The sequence below is a fragment of the Mangrovihabitans endophyticus genome (genome assembly GCF_014646155.1).
Taxonomy (GTDB): domain Bacteria; phylum Actinomycetota; class Actinomycetes; order Mycobacteriales; family Micromonosporaceae; genus Actinoplanes; species Actinoplanes endophyticus.
Window position 1 is genome coordinate 193931 of sequence record NZ_BMMX01000003.1, and the last position, 17715, is coordinate 211645.

Genomic DNA, 17715 nt, shown 5'->3' on the forward strand with positions numbered 1-17715 from the left:
ACCCCGCCCGGACCTCGACGACCTGTCGAAGGGCGAGTGGAAGAAGTACGCCGCCATCTGCGGGCGCACCCTGGCGCACGCGCACGCGCACGCGCCGCCGGGGAAGCGGCCGACCGGGTGCGGCGCGACCACGAGATGTTCCGCGCGGACCACGAGCTGGGCGCGTTTCTCAGCGTCGACATGGTCTATCGCTGACCCGCCGGACGCGGCCCGGTGCCGTCGTGCATCCCGTATTCGCGTTCGACGGTGGCCACGCGCACGCGATAGTCCCGATACCACGCCTCGCGTCCGCGTCGCTGCGCGACCAGATGCGCGGACACCTGCTTCCAGTCCCGGGCCGCCTGCTGATCCGTCCAGTAGGACACGGTGATTCCGAGCGCGTCCCGCGCGGCTTCGATGCCGAGAAATCCGGGCTGCTTCCCCGCGAGCGTCACCATGGCGTCCGCCATCGCCGCATATCCGTGGTCGCCCTCGGTGCGGGTGGAGGTGAAGATGACCGCGACGTACGGCGGTTGCGGGGTGTCGGCTATCGGGTCGGTGGACGATCTCATGCTGCCTCCCTGCCCGCCCGGAGCCCGCGCAGGAGCAACGCGACGACGCGGCGAGCGTCGTACCGGGAATCCCGGCCGGAGCCGATGCACAGGTTCCCGACGGCATGCATCAGTTCCAGCGCTTCGACGTCGCTGCGGACCTCGCCCGCTGCTGACGCCGCGTCCAGCAGGTCGGCGCAGACGGGCACCAGGCGGTCCAGGAAGTAGGTGTGCAAGCTCTGGAACGTCGCGTCGTCGGATCGCAGGGCTTCGGCGAGGCCGTGCTTGGTGACGAGGAAATCGACGAAATGGTCGACCCACTGGACCAGGGCGGCATGCGGCGAATCGTTGCCCGCCAGGAGCGCCGGACCCGCTTCGACGCACGCCTCGACCTGGTGCCGGTAGACGGCGACGACGAGATCGGCGCGCGTCGGGAAGTGGCGGTAGATCGTTCCCACGCCCACGCCGGCCTTCGCCGCGATGTCGCGGACGGGCGCGTCGACGCCGGACGCGACGAACGCCGCGGCAGCCGCCCGCAGCAGCGTCTCCTCGTTGCGCCGGGCGTCGGCTCGCTTGCGTGGGGAGCGTCGTTCGGGCGCGCCGCCGTCGTCGTCAGGCACGGTGCTGTTGCCTCCATCACTCGGCTTGATAAGCGGAACAAAGTTCCGTATCGTCAAAACGGAACAACGATCCGCTCAACCATCATGCCTGACCCGGCGCTCCCTGACCACGCCATCCCGCTCGCGTACGCGCTTCACCGCCGGTGGAAAGGACACACACCATGCCCAGCTTCGGCATCATGACCCCTCCCATGCAGGTCGACTACTCCGACATCCGGCGAGTCTGGCGGGAGGCGGACGCCATCGACGAGATCGAGCACGCCTGGCTGTTCGACCACCTCATGCCGATCGGCGGCGATCGCAACGGTCCCGCGTACGAGGGATGGACGCTGCTGTCCGCCCTCGCCGCGCAGACCCGGCGGCTGCGCCTCGGCCTGCTGGTGACGAGCAACCGTTTCCGCCCGCCCGCGATGCTCGCCAAGATCGCCACAACCGTCGACATCGTCTCCGGCGGACGGCTCGACTTCGGCATCGGCGCGGGCTCGCGTCCCGGCCATCCGCTGGCGAGGCGTGAGTACGCCGCACACGGCTTGCCCTATCACGACTTCGCGCACTCGGTCGGCAGTCTCGCCGAGGCGTGCACCGTCATCCGTCGACTGTGGACGGAACTCGAACCGTTCGACTTCGACGGCGAGTTCGTCCGGCTCACCGATGCCTTCGGCAATCCCCAACCGATTCAGCGCCCGCATCCACCGATCATGATCGGTGGGCGTTCCTCGGCCACCCTGCGGGTCGTCGCCGAGCACGCCGACCTGTGGAACATACCGGGCGGGGACATCGACGACGTGATCGGCCGCAGCGCGCTGCTGGATCGCTACTGCGCCGACATCGGCCGCGATCCGGGCACGATCACCCGATCGATCCACCTCCCCGTCTCGTACGACCGGCCGAAGGTCACGAGGGAGGCGATCGCCGAGGCGGTGGCCGGCGGATTCCAGCATGTCGTCCTCAGCCTGCCATCGCCGTACCCCGCGGGCGTGGCGCGGTGGGTGGCCGACGAGCTTGTCGCCGGTCAGCGTTGACGCTCAGACCAGGCGGGAACCGGGTCAGGCGGACCGGTACGCCGTTCCCGCCTCGGTCAGCCGGCCTCGCTCGTCGTACAGGCCGGTGCGATAGTCGCTGTCCCGGTCGGAGAGCGCAAACCACGCGTACCGCTCGACGTACGGCAGGCTCTCCAGCATCGGGATCGCCGCCGCGACGAAGGCTGCCTGGTCGGCCCGGGGCGCGTACCAGGCGGCCTCGACGCCGGCGGTGAAGTCGGCGAGTGCGAACTCGGTCAACCATATCGGCAGCCGGTAGCGGTCGTGGACGGCCTCCAGGTACGCGCCGAGTTCCGCGGTCGCGGTGGCCGGGTCGGCACCGTACCAATGCAATGCGACGAAGTCGACGCGGTGGCGGCGGGTTGCCGTGCCGGCCAGAAATCGGTCCAGCCAGCCGCCCGGGGTGTCCGCTCCGGCGGAGACCGCCGGACTGCCCAGCCGGCGGCCGGTGGCCTGAAGACGCGGCCACAGATCCAGCGCCTCCTCCACGCGGAGGTTGGCTTGCTCGCGTACGTCCGGCTCGTTGAAGCCGAGGATCGTCTGCCCGGTCTTGGCGGCTCGCTCGAGTGCGGCAGGCTGAGTTTCCTCCGCGCCCCAAACCATCGGCACGAACTCGGCCCGGCCCGGGGCGGTGATGCGCCCCGGGCCGACCGACCATGTGTAATACCAAGCGACGTCGATCTGTGCGAGCGCCTGGTCGACGTCCGCGAAGTACCAGGTGCCGATTCCCCGCTTGCGACCGGCTGATGCCGGGGCGCGCTCCCTCGCCGTGCCGCAGCCGGCCAGCGTCGCCGCCACGGCCGCCGCGAGCAGCCGTCGGCGGGTCACGCCGCGGGGCGGCCCAGCGCGCGGACCGTCCATCCGGCATTCCGCCAGTGCGGAAGGTCGAGCGCGTTGCGGGCGTCCAGCAGGCGTGGCGTCCGGGTCACCGCCGCGAGTCGCGCCGGGTCGAGCTCGCGGTACTGCCGCCATTCGGTCAGGTGCAGTACAGCGTCCGCGCCTTCGCATGCCTTGGCAGGTTCGAGCGCGTAGTCCAGGTGGGGGAATGCGGCACGGGCGTTGTCCACGGCCTCCTCGTCGTGCACGGTGATGTGCGCGCCCTGCAGCTTGATCACGGCAGCGACGTTCAGCGCGGGCGAGTCCCGAATGTCGTCGCTGTCCGGCTTGAACGCCGCACCCAGCACGGCGATTCGCTTGCCCAGGAAGGAACCGCCGACGAGATCGCGTGCGGCGTCGACGGTCCGCTGCCGGCAGCGCATGTTGATCTCGTCGACCTCGCGCAGGAACCGCAGCGATCGTTCGACGCCGAGCTCTTCGCCGCGGGCCAGAAACGCGCGGATGTCCTTGGGGAGGCATCCGCCGCCGAACCCGAGACCGGCGGACAGGAAGCGCGAGCCGATCCGATCGTCCAGGCCGATCGCCTCGGCCAGCCGGGTGACATCTGCGCCGGTCGCCTCACAGATCTCGGCCATCGCATTGACGTAGGAGATCTTCGTGGCCAGGAACGAGTTCGCCGCCACCTTGACCAGTTCCGCGGTGGCCAGGTCGGTGACCAGGTACGGCGTTCCGGCCTCGATCATCGGCGCGTACACCTCGCGCAGCATGGCGTCCGCGCGTGCCGACCCGGTGCCGACGACCAGCCGGTCGGGTTCGAGCGTGTCCCGGACGGCCGTGCCCTCGCGGAGAAATTCTGGATTCCACGCCAGCTCGGCGGCATCGCCCGCCGGAGCCAGATCCGCGACGCGGCCGGCCAGCCGGGCCGCGGTGCCGACCGGAACCGTGGACTTGCCCACCACCAGGCAGGGCTCGCTCAGGTGCGGACCGAGCCCGTCGACCACGGCGTCGATGTGACTGAGGTCAGCGGCGAACGAACCGCTGCGCTGCGGCGTGCCGACGCAGACGAAGTGAACCTCGCCGAACTCGGCCGCTTCGCGCAGCGATGTGCTGAAGCGCAGCCGTCCTCCCGCGTGGGTTCGGGCCAGCAGGTCGGCCAGACCCGGTTCGAAGAACGGTGGCCGGCCCTCGGCCAACGCGGCGATCTTCAGCTCGTCGACGTCGACGCCCAGCACCTCGTGGCCGATCTCGGCCATGCAGGCGGCGTGCACGGCGCCCAGGTACCCGGTCCCGATAACGGTGATCCGCATGGTTTTCTCCTTGCTCAGGCCGCGTAGCCGGCCGGATTGAGACGCTGAAAGCGCCACGCGTCGTGGCACATGTCGGCGAGGCCGCGGGTGGCCCGCCAGCCCCAAAGACGCTCGGCTCGGCCGGGGTCGGCGATCAGCGTGGGCACGTCGCCCGGCCGCCGGTCGGCGACCACGTAGGGCAGTTCCCGCCCGCACGCCTCACTGAGTGCGTTCACGAGCTGCAGCACCGACGTGCCGACGCCGGTGCCCAGGTTGAGCACCCGCAGGCCGCGTTCGTCGTCGAGATGCTCCATCGCGACGCGGTGCCCGGCGACCACATCGAGCACGTGGATGTAGTCCCGCACCGCGGTGCCGTCCGCGGTGGCGTAGTCGCCGCCGAACACACTGAGCCGTTCCAGCCGGCCGACGGCCACCTGCATCAGGTACGGCACGACGTTGTTGGGAACTCCGGTGGGCACCTCACCGAGCAGACCGGACGGGTGCGCCCCGATCGGATTGAAGTAGCGCAGCGCGATGGCGGACAGGTCGGGATATCGTTCGCAGGCGTCACGCAGGATCTGCTCGCAGATCCACTTCGAGCGGGCATAGGGATTGGTGGGCCGGGCTTCGTCCTCCTCGGCCAACGGCACCCGGACCGCGTCGCCGTAGATGGAGCACGACGACGAAAAGACGATCTTACGTACGCCGTGGGCCTGCATGCTGCGCAGCAAGCTGGTGGTGCCGGCCAGGTTGACGTCGTAGTAGTCGATCGGGAGACGCATCGACTCGCCGACCGCCTTCTTCGCGGCGAAGTGGATGACCGCGTCGATCGGATGCCGCTCGAAGACGCCATCCATCGCGTGCCGGTCGCGCAGGTCGGCGACGTATCCGACGAGTGGTCGTCCGGCGATCTTCTGCACTCGGTCGAGAGCCGTCGGGGACGAGTTGGTGTAGTTGTCGACCACGATCGTCTCGTAGCCGTGTTCCAGCAGGTCGACACACGTGTGACTGCCGATGAATCCGGCGCCACCGGTCACCAGGACGGTTCGCACGGCTGTCCTTTCCTCCGTCACCAGGCAAAGGCGCGGATTGCGTAGGCGGGGTACGACACGAGAGCCAGCGTCAGCGGCAGCGTTGCCGTGATGCCGAGCATCAGCGGACGGGCGGCGGTCGCGCGCAGCGCATGTCCGAAGTGGACTTTTGTGGCTCGGGCGACCTCGTGGGCGTGCAGCAGGGCGATGGCCAGCGCCACGACGGCGTACGTCGTGCCGGCGAGCAGGCAGAGAAAGACGTAGCCCGCGGCCTGGTCGGTGCGCTCGCCGGCAAGTGCGGCGCCGCTCATCATCAGGACGATGACCGCGTACGGCAGGATCAAGCGGGGCGCGAGTGGTTCCATCCCGTCCCGGCTCTTCGGGGTCACCTTGAAGGTGATCGTTCGGGGCCGCACCCTGGCGAGAGTGGCCGCCGTGACGCCCCAGGCGACGTACGGCCATCGGCTCAGCGCGCCGAGCCAGGCCTCCCAACTGAGCACCGGGGCGGTGGCGGGCCGCATGAGACCACGGCGGCGCAGCAACAGGGCGATGGCCAGCGGCCACACCGCGACGCTGCCCCAGCGCAGCAGGAATTCGAGATAGTTGACGTGCACCCAGTCGAGCCCGGTCACGGCAGCCGTCGGTGGCAGACACAGCCCGGCGATCGTTGCGCCGGCCAGCGATCCGTAGTGCAACAGCGCATGTGCGTACCGCACCCGGAGCCGCCAGGGCAGCCGCCTGAGATGTCCCGGCACCATGCCGTAGAGCAGCGTCTGGAGGCTGCGCGACCATTGGAACTCCTGGGTGACCATCGCGGCGAAAGTGAGCGGGCCGTCGCCGCCGGCCGCGGCCTCCAACGCGAAGGCGCCCTGCCACCCGGCCGCGGTGAGCAGAAAGCTGGTGGAGAAGTCCTCGGCGAGTTCTGGCCCGACTCCACCGATCTCGGCCAGCGCCGCGGTGCGGACCGCGTAGTGCGACCCGATGCAGACCGGCGCGAGACCGCCGTTGTGACCGGCCTGGAAGGCGCCGTGAAAGAACGCTTCCCGGAAGAGGCGGCTGCGCGCGGCCCAGGAACCGGCCGCGTTGGCGTCGCAGACGCTGGGTGCGCCGACGAATCCGACGGCCGGGTCGGCGAACGGGCGGACCATCTCGGCCAGATAGGTCGGGGTGGGCACGTGGTCGCAGTCGAGCTGGGCGACGACGTCGTAGCTCTCGTATCCCCGGGTGTCGTAGAACCAGGCCAGGTTGCCCTCCTTGCACCGGGTCCGGCGTGGCCAGTCGAGCCGGTGGTAGCCCGGTTCGTCCTCCCGGGTGGACAGCGAAACCCCGTTCGCGGCGCACCAGCCCCGGATCTCCTCGGTGGGTTGTTCGTCGCACAGCCAGACGTCAAACGGATGCGGGTAGCGCTGGCCGAGCATCGCCGCGAGGGTGCGGCGGGCTACCGGCCACGGTTCGGACGGTGCCCGGGTCACCACGAACGCGACGCGCAACCGAGGCATCTTGAGCGCCGGATTCACCCGCCGCAGACGGTTGACGGTGATCAGGAATGAGGCGGGGAGCAGCGAGAGATACAACAGCAGGGCACTGTTGACGATGAGGCCGACCCAGCCCGCACGATGCTGGGGCGCCAGCCACCAGATCCAGAAGGCGACCAGGAAGGCGACCCAGCCGGCGGTGGCCGTCGCAACGAGAAGCCGGTCCCGTCCACCCAGCACGGGCCGGAACGTGTCCGGGCGGGCACGCCGGTGCTGCGCGGGCCGTCGCAACACCGGACCGTCGGGCGGAATCGCCAGGACGTTGCCGGCGGAACGCCGGATCAGCTCGGCGTGGATGCGCGACCGGTCGCCGACGTCGGGATCGCTGCGAACCGGGGCGAGCTCGCTCATCGCGTCGCGCCGTCGAGCTGACCGCCCACGAGGGCCGGGGCCGCATGGCTCAACTCCGCCGGACGCCCGGCGAACCACATGATGGTCCGGCGCAGCCCCTCGGCCAGATCGATCCGTGGCCGCCAGTCGAGCGCCTGGGTCGCGCGACGGATGTCGGGACGCCGCCGGACGGGATCGTCCGTGGGCAGCGGATGATATTCAACAATCGATTCCGATCCGGTGATCTGCAACACCAGTTCGGCCAGTTCCGCCACGGTGAACTCGGTCGGGTTGCCGAGGTTGATCGGTCCGGGCACGGAGCTGTCCAGCATCGCGACGACGCCGCGGACGAGGTCGTCCACGTAGCAGAAGCTGCGTGTCTGTGAGCCGTCGCCGTAGCATGTGAGCGGCGCTCCGGTGAGAGCTTGCGCGATGAAACTGGAGACCACTCGGCCGTCGTGCGCCCGCATCCGTGGTCCGTAGGTATTGAAGATCCGCAAAATGCCGGCGTTGGTCCCGTAGGTGCGTGCGTACGCCGCGGTCACCGCTTCGGCGTATCTTTTTGCTTCGTCATAGACGCTGCGCGGGCCGATCGGATTGACGTTGCCCCAATAGTCTTCGGTCTGCGGGTGGACGAGGGGATCGCCATAGACCTCGCTGGTCGAGGCGAGCACGAAGCGCGCCGAGTGCTGTTGTGCCAGGCGCAGCATGGTCTCCGTGCCGCGGCTGCCCACGGCGAGTGTCGCCAAAGGCCGACGATGATAGTCCGGCGGAGAGGCGGGGCTGGCGAAGTGCGCCACGGCGTCCACGTGGCCGTCGATGTCCAATCCTTCGCTGACGTCCGCCGCCACGACGTCGAGGCCGCGGCGGACGAGGTCGGCGACATTGTCCGGCGACGAGGTCGACCAGTCGTCGACGCACACCACCTCGTCGCCACGATCGAGCAGCGCCTCACAGATGTGCGAGCCGAGAAAACCGGCCCCACCACTGACAACGATCCGCACAGCACCCTCCTGACCGAAGTCATGCAATGCAAGCGCGCCGCATTGCATCGACTGTCGACAATGTCAGGAGACAATCTCGACCCATGGAGAGCGCTCTCACAAGTCCAGAAAAGAACTTTTAACCTTGTTTCCTTGATGAGAACGGCGCGGACGGCTGCACGGACCGATTGGCAAGAGCCGGCGGATCAGAGAATCCTGGGAATCTGCTCGCAGAACGATTCCGGCACGTTACGTCAGTGCGCCCGGAGAGCATTTCGTGGCGCCGCCCGGGTGTGTCGATCTTGCGGTTCGGGCGGTCCGGGTGGGCCGATCTTGCTGTCGGTCCCTCGTGCTGGTCGATCGTGAACCTCCCGGTCCGACTCGTCAGGCACGTCCCCGCGAATCGGGCACCTGCGCCCCGGCGACCGGGCCGTTGCCCTCGCTTCCCGGCCATCCCCGTCGATGCCTGCGCTAATACCTATTAGTGCTGGACTTTTGGGTTTCCCGCTCTTGACGCGACGAAGAACGCGGCGACACGATGTCATCGCAACGCAACTAATGCGTATTAGCGGTGAAACGTTGGGGAGGTCTGCCATGACGGCCACGCGCAGACGCGTGACGCAGCAGGACATCGCCCGGATGACCGGCGTCAGCCAGGCCACCGTGTCGCTGGTGCTCAACGGGCGCGACGGCGCGGACGTCCGGATCGCTCCGGAGACCCGGGAGAGGGTGCTGAGCGCGATTCGCAGCACCGGCTATATCGCGGACCCGGTGGCCCGGCGGCTGGCCGCCCGGCACAACCGGATCCTCGGCGTGTTCACCTACGAACCGGTGTTCCCTGCCGAACTGGGCAACTTCTACCACCCGTTCCTGGTCGGCATCGAGGAATGCGCGGAACGGATCGGCTGTGACCTTCTGCTGCTCACCAGCGCGCCGGTGGTGGACGGGCGGCGCCGCATCTTCCATCATGACAACCGGCTCCGCCTGGCCGACGGCTGCATCCTCCTCGGCCAGTGGCTGGACCCGGCCGAGCTGACCCGGCTGGTGACCGAGGGGCTTTCGTTCGTCAGCGTCGGCCGGCGCGACGACGCGGGCGGTCCGGTTCCCTACGTCGGCGCCGATTATCCGGCCGCCACCGCCGTCCAGGTGCGTCGTGCCGTCCGGCTCGGTCACCGGCGCATCGCCTACATCGGGCAGGGCGGTGGACCGGAGTCGCACGCCGACCGCCTGCGCGGCTTCGCCGCCGCGGCAGCCGAGGCGCGCGTCGACGGCCGGCACCTGACCATCGCCGACCGCGGCCCGGCCCGCGTCCTCGACGAGATGGTCGAGGAACGGCGCACCTGCGCCTTCGTCGAGGAGTACGCGGACGGGGTGGCGCTGGCGGAATGCGCCGCCGCCCGGGGGTTGCGGGTGCCCGACGACGTGTCGTTGGTGGCCCTGGGCGATCCGACGCGTCCCGCCGCCACCGAGCTGGACATCACGGGCTTCCGCATCCCCCGGCGGGACATGGGCTGGCAGGCGGTCGAGGTGCTGTCCGGCCTGTTGGAGGGCGACGTGTCGGCGATGCAGCGACTGCTGCCGTGCGAGGCCGTCGACGGCGCGACGCTGGCGGCGGCCGATGTCTGAGCTGCGCGCCGAGATCCTCGTCGTGGGCGGCGGGCTGGGCGGTGTGGCGGCGGCGCTCGGCGCGCTCCGAGCCGGCCGGTCGGTGCTGCTCACCGAGCAGTACGCCTGGCTGGGCGGACAGTTGACGAGCCAGGCCGTGCCGCCGGACGAGCACAGTTGGGTCGAGCAGTTCGGGGTGACGGCCAGTTACCGGGCGCTGCGGGACGGGATCCGGGCCTACTACCGCAGGCACTATCCCCTGGTGGCGCAGGCGCGCGCGGCCCGTCACCTGAACCCGGGCGGCGGCCACGTCAGCCGGTTGTGCCACGAACCGCGGGTTGCCGTGGCGGTCATCGAGGAGATGCTCGCACCGTACCGCAGCTCCGGGCTGTTGCGGGTGCTGACCGGATGCGTGCCGGTGTCAGCGGCGACCGACGGCGATCGGGTGACCGCGGTGACCCTGCGCGCCGACGACGGCGCCGAGATCACCGTGACCGCGTCGTACGTGCTCGATGCGACCGAGACCGGCGACTTGCTGCCGCTGACCGGCGCGGAGTTTGTCACAGGGGCGGAATCGCGGGCGCAGACCGGCGAGCCCAGCGCGTCCGACACCGCCGATCCGGCGAACATGCAGGCGTTCTCGGTGTGTTTCGCGATCGATCACGTCGACGGTGACCACACCATCGACCGGCCGTCCGGCTACCACCGGTGGCGCTCCTACCAACCGTCCTTCTGGGGCGGACCGCTGCTGGGCTGGCGGACGCCGAATCCGCGCACGTTGGAGATCACGACCCGCGCGTTCACGCCGAACCCGGAGGACGAGCCGTGGCGGGTCGAGGCTGATCAGCGCGCGAATCCGGGTGACGGCAACCTGTGGACGTTCCGCCGGATCGCCGCGCGGCGCAACTTCCGGCCGGGTTTCTATCCGAGCGACATCTGCCTGGTGAACTGGCCGATGATCGACTACTTCGAGGAACCACTGATCGGTTCGGCGGATCCGGCGGCCGTCGAGTCCGCGGCCCGCGAGCTGTCCTTCGCCGCCCTGTACTGGCTGCAGACCGAGGCCCCGCGTCCGGACGGCGGCGTCGGCTGGCCCGGGCTGCGGCTGCGCGGCGACGTCACGGGCGGCGCCGACGGCCTGGCGATGGCGCCGTACATCCGGGAGTCGCGCCGGATCCGCGCCGAGTACACCATCGTCGAGCAGGACCTTTCCCTGGCCGTACGCGGAGACAAGGGTGCCGTCTCGCACGCCGACTCGATCGGGGTCGGCATGTACCGGATCGATCTGCACCCGTCGACCGGCGGGGACAACTACATCGACGTCAGCTCCTGTCCGTTCGAGGTCCCGCTGGGCGCGCTGATCCCGCAACGGATGGAGAACCTGCTGCCGGCCGGCAAGAACATCGGCACCACGCACATCACCAACGGTTCGCATCGGCTGCATCCGGTCGAATGGAACGTCGGCGAGGTCGCCGGCCTGCTCGCGGACTTCTGCTTGACGCGCGGCACCAACCCGCGCGCCGTGCGCAACATCCCCCACCTGCTCACCGACTTTCAGGACCGCCTTGGTGCCGAAGGCATCGAGGTGCACTGGCCCGATGTCTCCGGCTACTAAGGACTGATCCCATGAGAGTGATGAATATCGCCGCGGCCATGGTGCTTCTCGGATCCCTGGCCGCCTGCGGCGACGGATCCTCCTCCGCCGACGGTGGCGCCGTCACGCTGCGGATGACCACCTGGTCAGCGAACGAGGCGCACGTCAAGCTCTTCACCGACATCGCCGCGGCGTACCACGGCGCGCATCCGAACGTGACTGTCACCTTCGACGCGCTGCCGGTGGAGAACTACACCACCGCGGTCACCACGCAGATCGCCGGCGGCAACACCCCCGACCTTGCGTGGATCCTGGAGAGCGCCGCCCCGGACTTCGTGTCCTCCGGTGCGCTGGTGCCGTTGGACGACGCCGTGGAGAATCCGTCCGAGATCGCCCCGACCACGACCGCGTTGTGGAAGCAGGACGGCAAGCTGCTGGCCTATCCGTTCTCCACCTCGCCGTTCGGGGTGTTCGTGAACACCGACCTGGTGCCGGACCTGCCCACCGGCGACGACTGGACCTGGGACGCGGCCATCGGCGCGGCGAAGAAGGCGGCGGTCTCCTCCGGCAAGCAGGGACTGGTGCCGCGGGACTTCGACTACAAGGACTGGACGAACCTCGCCCCCATCTTCGACGCCTGGGGCGCTCAGGCGTGGAGCGCGGACGGCAAGACGTGCGGCTTCGACAAGCAACCGATGGTCGACGCGATGACCTTCATCCACCAGGCGATCTTCGACGACAAGGCGATCCCGGGACCGGGCGTGGCCGCCGACTTCTTCGCCGGGGACGCCGCCATGACCATCACCCAGATCTCCCGTGCCTCGTTGCTGGAAGACGCCCCGTTCGACTGGACGCTCGTTCGGCTGCCGAGCGGTCCCCGGGGCACGTACGCGGTGTTCGGCCAGGCCGGTATCGGGGTGCTCAAGAAGGGCGAGCACGTCGATGAGGCCAAGGACTTCCTGAGGTTCTTCACCAACGATGCCAACTCCGCCAAGCTCGCCGCGTACTTCCCGCCGCCGCGTACCCCGCAGCTAACGCCCGAGACGCTCGCCGAAAGCAACCCGTTGCTGAAGCCGGAGAACCTGAAGGACGTCGTCATCGACGGCATCTCCTCCGGGGTGGTCAAGCCCAGCCACCGCAACAGCGCCGAGATCGTGCAGGCCGTCCGTTCCGCGCTCGACCCGATGTGGAAGCCCGGAGCCGATGTGCCAGCCGTCCTGACCGGCGTCTGCACCGCCATCCAACCGCTGCTGACCAAGTGATCACCACCATCAGCCGGGTGGACGCCCCGGCGACGACACCACCGCCGCGGGACCGCTTCTGGACCACCCGGCGCCGGGACGAGCTGACCGGATGGCTCTTCATCGCCCCGCAGCTCGCCGGGACCGTGGTGTTCGTGCTCGTGCCGCTGCTACTCGTCGGCTGGTACAGCCTGCACGAGTGGAACGTGCTCGCCGACTCCTTCACCTTCGTCGGGGCGCAGAACTATCGGGCGCTGGCACAGGACCCGAAGATCGGTGGGGTGTTGCGCGCCAGCGCGCTGTTCTCGGCCGGCCTGGTGGTCGTCAACCTCAGCCTGGCGCTGCTGCTGGCGGTCCTTCTCAACCAGCGCCTGCGCGGTACCACGGTCTTCCGCGTGCTGTTCTTCTCCCCGGTCGTGGTGTCGCTTGTCGCCTGGACGATCGTGTGGCGGTTCATGCTGCAGAACAACGGCGGGATCAACGACCTGCTGGCCGCCGTCGGCGTCACCGGGCCGAACTGGTTGCGCTCCGGCGGCACGGCGATGGCGGCGGTGATCGTCGTGCAGACGTTCAAGAACGTCGGCCTCAACATGGTGCTGTTCCTGGCTGCGCTGCAGGGAGTGCCACGGGAACTGTACGAGGCAGCGCGCACCGACGGCGCCTCGGCCTGGACCGTCTTCCGGCGGATCACCCTGCCGCTGATCAGCCCGACCGTCCTGCTCACCTCGATCATCACGGTCGTCGGCTCGCTGCAGGTGTTCGCGCAGATCGCGGTGCTGACCGAGGGCGGGCCGGGCACGTCCACCACGGTGCTCGTCTACTACCTGTACCAGCAGGCGTTCCAGTTCCACGCCTTCGGATATGGGGCCACCCTGTCGATGCTGCTGTTCGCGATCGTCCTCGCCCTGACCGTTCTGCAATGGCGCATGCGCCGGAGGTGGGTGTTCCATGAGTCGTAGGGCGAAAATCCTCGTCTACGCGGCGCTCAGCGTGCTCTGCGTGCCCTTCGTCTTCCCGACCTGGTGGATGGTGACGAGTTCGTTCAAACCGAACGCGGACATCTTCTCGGCGCGGCTGTGGCCGCGGCACCTCTCCCTGCAACCCTGGCACGACGTGTTCACCTTGCAGCCGTTCGCCCGGCAGTACGCCAACAGCCTCTACATCGCGCTGCTCGTCACCGCCGGCACCATGGTCGTCGCGTCGATGGCCGGGTATGCCTTCGCCCGCATCCGGTTCCGAGGGCAGAACATCCTCTTCGTGGTCGTGCTCACCGGGCTGCTGATCCCCAGTGAGGTCACGATCGTTCCGCTGTTCCGCATGTTCAACGCGGCGGGGCTGATCGACACCCACTGGCCGTTGATCCTGGTGCCGATCTTCGGAGCGCCGAGTGTGCTGGCCACGTTCATCATGCGGCAGTTCTTCATCACGTTGCCGGGCGAATTGGAGGAGGCGGCCCGGCTGGACGGCCTGGGCCGGGCGGGCACCTTCCGGCGGGTCGCGCTGCCGTTGGCCCGCCCGGCGCTCGGCGCGGTGGCCATCTTCACCTTCTTGCATAGCTGGAACCTCTATCTGGAGCCGATCGTCTTCCTGTCCACCAAGACGAAGTTCACCCTTCCCCAGGCGCTGACCCAGTTCACCGACGCCTATCAGGGACCACTGTGGAACGTGCAGTTGTCGGCGGCGTCGATGACCGCGATCCCGGTGCTCATCGTCTTCGTGCTGGCGCAGCGCCACTTCATCGAGGGTCTTGCGCAGACCGGACTGAAGGGCTGACGTCTCACCTGCCGTGTCGAGCTCGCCGAGCCGAAGCGGACATCGAGCAGTATGCTGCGGACGGACCCGTCACGAAGGGAACAACAGCGATGACACTTCGCGATACCCCACCGTTCCGGGCAGATCACGTCGGCAGTCTGCTGCGCCCCGCTCGACTGCTCGACGCCCGGACCCGCCGCGCTACCGGCGAGATCGACGTCGAGGAGCTGAGGGCCGTCGAGGACGACGCGATCCGCGACGTCGTCCGGATGCAGCACGACGTCGGCCTTCGTTCGGCCACCGACGGCGAGTTCCGGCGAACGTCCTGGCACATGGACTTCATCTACCAGCTCGGCGGCATCCGCAGTACCGACGAGAAGATCCAGGTGCACTTCCGCAACGCGGACGGCGAGCTCGACTTCGAGTCGGCCGCGCTCGCCGTCGACGAGCCGGTGCGACTGCGCGAGACCATCTTCGGCGATGACTTCACCTTCCTCGCCGACACCGTCCAGCCGGGCGTGACGGCCAAGCTCACCATCCCGTCGCCGAGCATGGTCCACTATCGCGGCGGCCGAGCGGCGATCGACCCCGAGGTCTATCCCGACGAGGAGCAGTTCTGGTCCGACCTGAGCGCGGCGTACGCCGAGCAGGTGCGCCGGGTCGCCGGCCTCGGATGCCGCTATCTGCAGCTCGACGACACCAGCCTGGCCTACCTGAACGATCCCGAGCAGCGTCGGCTGCTCACCGAGCGCGGGGATGACGCCGATCATCAGCACCTGCGCTACATCCGGCAGATCAACGCCGCCATCGCGGACCGGCCCGCCGGGCTTGCCGTCACCACGCACATGTGCCGGGGCAACTTCCGGTCCTCCTGGGCCGCCTCGGGCGGATACGACTTCGTCGCCGAGGCGCTGTTCAGCGAGCTCGCGGTCGACGGGTTCTTCCTGGAGTTCGACGACGACCGCTCGGGAGGTTTCGCCCCGCTGCGCTTCGTCCCGCCGGGAAAGATGGTCGTCCTTGGCCTGGTCACGACGAAGAACGGCAGGCTGGAATCCAAGGACGCGTTGAAGCGGCGCATCGACGAAGCCAGCAGATACGTGCCGTTGGAACAGTTGTGCCTGTCCCCGCAGTGCGGCTTCTCCTCCACAGTGGAGGGCAACGTGCTGTCGTACGACGAGGAAGTCGCCAAGCTGAGCCTGATCGTGGAGACCGCGGCCGAGGTGTGGGGCGACCGGTAGCGGACACCGCGCCGCAGCGTGTCAGCGGTGGGGGAGCGCTCGGCCGTCCCGCAGCGTGCGTCCGGCCAGGAGTGCCACGAGGGAGCCGCCGTCGGCCTTCACGGCCTGCCCGTCTCCCCAGCTCCAGTCCAGGTCGATGGCCTCCAGCCGGACGTCGCTCAGATCGATCCCGAACACCGTGCCGCCGGCCGCGGTGAGCCGGTCCAGGAGGGCGCGGATCGCCTCCGGGGGCGCCACGGCGCCCCGGTCGAGGGCGATCGTCACGTCCAGGGAGTGGATGACCGCATGGCTCAGCGCCCCTGCCGCGCCGCCGCCTGGCGGCTGCCACGCGTGCAGCGACGGCGAGCGGAGCTGGCCGAGGAGATCGGCGACCGGCAATGAGGCGTCGCGTGCGGCCACGGTGTTCGAGAGCGTGGTGAAGTCGCCGCCGGCCGCAGCCATCTCCGCCCGGAACCGTTCGGGGGTCAGCCGCACCGGCATCGTCACGTGCGCGACCACGTGACGTACGGACCATTCGTCGCAGAGGGAAGGCGCGCCCCAGGTCTCGGTGGGCGCGGTGGTGAGGAGATCGGCGAGCCGATCGTAGGTGTGTGCCACCCAGGACTGCGGATCATTCATGATCGGTCTCCTTGCATTCGGTTCTCCAGGTGTTCCGCGAGCTTGTCGAGGGAGGTGCGGAAACCGGCGCGAGCCTGCGGCGCGCGCATCGCCTCGGGCACGTGACGTTGACGGATGACGACCGCGGTCGTGCCGTCGCCCAGGTCGTCGAGCGTGCTGGTGGTGTGCAGCCCACTCGACGGCTCGACCCAGGCGAGCCGTTCGGGCGCGACGACCTCGGTGAACGTGGCGACCATCCGATGGCTGCCGTGCTCGCCGACCATCAGGGTTTCGAAGCGGCCCCCGGGGTGGAGCTCGACGATGATGCCGTCCACGGGGGTGGCTATGCCGCGCGGACCCCAGAAGTGCGCGAGTTCGGCCGGCTCGGTGAGACACTGCCACACCAGCTCGCGCGGCGCGCGAAAGACCCGCCGATAGACCAGCTCGTCGTCGCTCACCGGTCTGCGCGCTTCTGCACGCGGGCGAGGTGACTGTCCAGCCGGTCCATGCGCTCGGACCAGGTGCGCCGGCTCTCCTCCACCCAGGAGGCGGCGGATTCCAGTGCCGCGGGCTCCAGCCGGCACGGCCGTGTCTGCCGGTGCCGTCCCCGGCTGATCAGGCCGGACCGCTCAAGGACCCGGATGTGCTGCGAGACGGCCTGCATGCTCATCGCGTACGGCTCGGCCAGCTCCTTGACCGTTGCGTCGCCGATGGTCAGCCGGGCGACGATGTCTCGCCGGGTGCGATCGCTGAGTGCGGTGAACAGGGCGTCGAGTTGCTGATCCGTGGTGGTGGCTCCCATGCTCCGTACTCAAGCATCTGCTTTATAAAGTGTCAACTGGAGAATGCGACGGGACCATCAACCGGTCGCCCCGGAAATTGCCGCCTGCCGGACCGCTGGCGTACCGTACGAATCACTGAAACGACCGTTTCAGTGGAAGGAGTCCCATGGCGCATCAAGACCGGCGAGACGACGACGTCACCGTGCGCGCCGCCGACCGCCCCGGAGACCTCGGCTGGACGGTGATGGCCCACGGCGAGCTCTACGATCGGCAGTTCGGCTGGAACACCGACTTCGAGGCGCTTGTCGCGAGGATCGTCGCCGACTACGCCGCCGACCACGACCCCTCCGCCGAAGCGGCCTGGATCGCCGAGGCCGACGGCGAACGGATCGGATGCGTCTTCCTGGTCCGCGGCGATGATCCGGAAGCGGCCAAGTTGCGCATCCTGCTGGTCACCCCGGACGCGCGCGGTCGCGGCGTCGGCACCCGCCTGGTCGAGGAATGTCTCGCCTTCGCCCGCAAGGCCGGCTACCGGCGGGTCGTGCTGTGGACCAACGACGTCCTGGTCTCCGCGCGCCGGATCTATCAGGCAGCCGGGTTCATCCTCACCGCGGAGGAGCCCCACCACAGCTTCGGCCACGACCTCGTCGGGCAGACCTGGACCCTGCGGCTGTAGCCGTCGCGTCCCGCGGGAAGATCCGCTCAGGTGAGGCG

The 17715-nt window shown here is 69.1% G+C and carries 19 protein-coding genes; 9 read left to right on the forward strand and 10 right to left on the reverse strand.

The features are described from left to right. Window positions 1–36 precede the first annotated feature (36 nt). Window positions 37–195, forward strand: coding sequence for a hypothetical protein (locus IEY73_RS07060; RefSeq protein WP_229715637.1), 159 nt, complete (start codon window positions 37–39; stop codon window positions 193–195). Here IEY73_RS07060 and IEY73_RS07065 read toward each other — a convergent pair. Together IEY73_RS07065 and IEY73_RS07070 are read right to left on the reverse strand one after the other, a co-directional pair. Beyond that, window positions 186–551 (reverse strand): antibiotic biosynthesis monooxygenase family protein, encoded by a 366-nt coding sequence (locus IEY73_RS07065; RefSeq protein WP_189078258.1) that lies wholly within the window; start codon window positions 549–551, stop codon window positions 186–188. The genes IEY73_RS07060 and IEY73_RS07065 overlap by 10 nt on opposite strands. Beyond that, window positions 548–1150: a TetR/AcrR family transcriptional regulator gene (locus IEY73_RS07070; RefSeq protein WP_189078259.1), complete on the reverse strand. Its 603-nt coding sequence runs from the start codon at window positions 1148–1150 to the stop codon at window positions 548–550. The genes IEY73_RS07065 and IEY73_RS07070 overlap by 4 nt, the downstream gene beginning before the upstream one ends. A 179-nt stretch (window positions 1151–1329) precedes the next feature. Here IEY73_RS07070 and IEY73_RS07075 point away from each other — a divergent pair, with 179 nt between their 5' ends. Next, window positions 1330–2172, forward strand: coding sequence for an LLM class flavin-dependent oxidoreductase (locus IEY73_RS07075; protein ID WP_229715638.1), 843 nt, complete (start codon window positions 1330–1332; stop codon window positions 2170–2172). 24 nt (window positions 2173–2196) lie between these two features. On the opposite strand, the gene IEY73_RS07080 is transcribed toward IEY73_RS07075, so the two are convergent. Genes IEY73_RS07080 through IEY73_RS07100 form a run of 5 tightly spaced genes read right to left on the reverse strand, consistent with a single transcriptional unit; the run spans window position 2197 to window position 8261 of the window. Continuing rightward, complete coding sequence (locus IEY73_RS07080) at window positions 2197–3051, reverse strand: glycoside hydrolase family protein (protein ID WP_189078261.1); 855 nt, start codon at window positions 3049–3051, stop codon at window positions 2197–2199. Next, entirely contained in the window at window positions 3015–4328 is a 1314-nt protein-coding gene (locus tag IEY73_RS07085; RefSeq protein ID WP_229715654.1) for a UDP-glucose dehydrogenase family protein, read from the reverse strand. The genes IEY73_RS07080 and IEY73_RS07085 overlap by 37 nt, the downstream gene beginning before the upstream one ends. A 20-nt stretch (window positions 4329–4348) precedes the next feature. Beyond that, a complete protein-coding gene (gene galE / locus IEY73_RS07090) occupies window positions 4349–5365 on the reverse strand; it encodes a UDP-glucose 4-epimerase GalE (protein WP_229715639.1) in 1017 nt (338 codons plus the stop codon). 17 nt (window positions 5366–5382) lie between these two features. Beyond that, complete coding sequence (locus IEY73_RS07095; protein ID WP_189078263.1) at window positions 5383–7230, reverse strand: glycosyltransferase family 2 protein; 1848 nt, start codon at window positions 7228–7230, stop codon at window positions 5383–5385. Next, window positions 7227–8261: an NAD-dependent epimerase/dehydratase family protein gene (locus tag IEY73_RS07100; protein ID WP_189078264.1), complete on the reverse strand. Its 1035-nt coding sequence runs from the start codon at window positions 8259–8261 to the stop codon at window positions 7227–7229. Before IEY73_RS07100 ends, IEY73_RS07095 begins: the two co-directional genes overlap by 4 nt. Window positions 8262–8786: 525 nt before the next feature. Between IEY73_RS07100 and IEY73_RS07105 the strand changes: the two genes are divergently transcribed. The 6 genes from IEY73_RS07105 to IEY73_RS07130 all read left to right on the forward strand — a co-directional run bounded on the left by IEY73_RS07105 (window position 8787) and on the right by IEY73_RS07130 (window position 15622). Beyond that, the gene (locus tag IEY73_RS07105; protein WP_189078265.1) at window positions 8787–9818 is read left to right on the forward strand and encodes a LacI family DNA-binding transcriptional regulator; all 1032 of its coding nucleotides are present in this window, start codon (window positions 8787–8789) and stop codon (window positions 9816–9818) included. Further along, entirely contained in the window at window positions 9811–11412 is a 1602-nt protein-coding gene (locus IEY73_RS07110; protein WP_189078266.1) for an FAD-dependent oxidoreductase, read from the forward strand. Before IEY73_RS07105 ends, IEY73_RS07110 begins: the two co-directional genes overlap by 8 nt. Before the next feature lie 11 nt (window positions 11413–11423). Further along, entirely contained in the window at window positions 11424–12653 is a 1230-nt protein-coding gene (locus IEY73_RS07115; RefSeq protein WP_189078267.1) for an ABC transporter substrate-binding protein, read from the forward strand. Next, on the forward strand, window positions 12650–13591 hold the full coding sequence (locus tag IEY73_RS07120; RefSeq protein WP_229715640.1) for a carbohydrate ABC transporter permease: 942 nt from the start codon (window positions 12650–12652) through the stop codon (window positions 13589–13591). The genes IEY73_RS07115 and IEY73_RS07120 overlap by 4 nt, the downstream gene beginning before the upstream one ends. Beyond that, window positions 13581–14405 carry a carbohydrate ABC transporter permease gene (locus tag IEY73_RS07125; protein ID WP_189078268.1) on the forward strand — a complete coding sequence of 275 codons (825 nt, stop codon included), beginning with the start codon at window positions 13581–13583 and terminating at the stop codon, window positions 14403–14405. Before IEY73_RS07120 ends, IEY73_RS07125 begins: the two co-directional genes overlap by 11 nt. Before the next feature lie 89 nt (window positions 14406–14494). Next, window positions 14495–15622 carry a 5-methyltetrahydropteroyltriglutamate--homocysteine S-methyltransferase gene (locus tag IEY73_RS07130; RefSeq protein ID WP_189078269.1) on the forward strand — a complete coding sequence of 376 codons (1128 nt, stop codon included), beginning with the start codon at window positions 14495–14497 and terminating at the stop codon, window positions 15620–15622. 21 nt (window positions 15623–15643) lie between these two features. Here the strand turns inward: IEY73_RS07130 and IEY73_RS07135 are convergent, their stop codons facing one another. Genes IEY73_RS07135 through IEY73_RS07145 form a run of 3 tightly spaced genes read right to left on the reverse strand, consistent with a single transcriptional unit; the run spans window position 15644 to window position 17021 of the window. Further along, window positions 15644–16240 (reverse strand): maleylpyruvate isomerase family mycothiol-dependent enzyme, encoded by a 597-nt coding sequence (locus tag IEY73_RS07135; RefSeq protein ID WP_189078270.1) that lies wholly within the window; start codon window positions 16238–16240, stop codon window positions 15644–15646. Beyond that, the gene (locus tag IEY73_RS07140; protein ID WP_189078271.1) at window positions 16237–16677 is read right to left on the reverse strand and encodes an SRPBCC family protein; all 441 of its coding nucleotides are present in this window, start codon (window positions 16675–16677) and stop codon (window positions 16237–16239) included. The genes IEY73_RS07135 and IEY73_RS07140 overlap by 4 nt, the downstream gene beginning before the upstream one ends. After that, a complete protein-coding gene (locus IEY73_RS07145) occupies window positions 16674–17021 on the reverse strand; it encodes an ArsR/SmtB family transcription factor (protein WP_189078272.1) in 348 nt (115 codons plus the stop codon). Before IEY73_RS07145 ends, IEY73_RS07140 begins: the two co-directional genes overlap by 4 nt. 146 nt (window positions 17022–17167) lie before the next feature. Here IEY73_RS07145 and IEY73_RS07150 point away from each other — a divergent pair, with 146 nt between their 5' ends. After that, a complete protein-coding gene (locus tag IEY73_RS07150) occupies window positions 17168–17677 on the forward strand; it encodes a GNAT family N-acetyltransferase (RefSeq protein ID WP_189078273.1) in 510 nt (169 codons plus the stop codon). The last annotated feature ends 38 nt before the right edge of the window (window positions 17678–17715 follow it).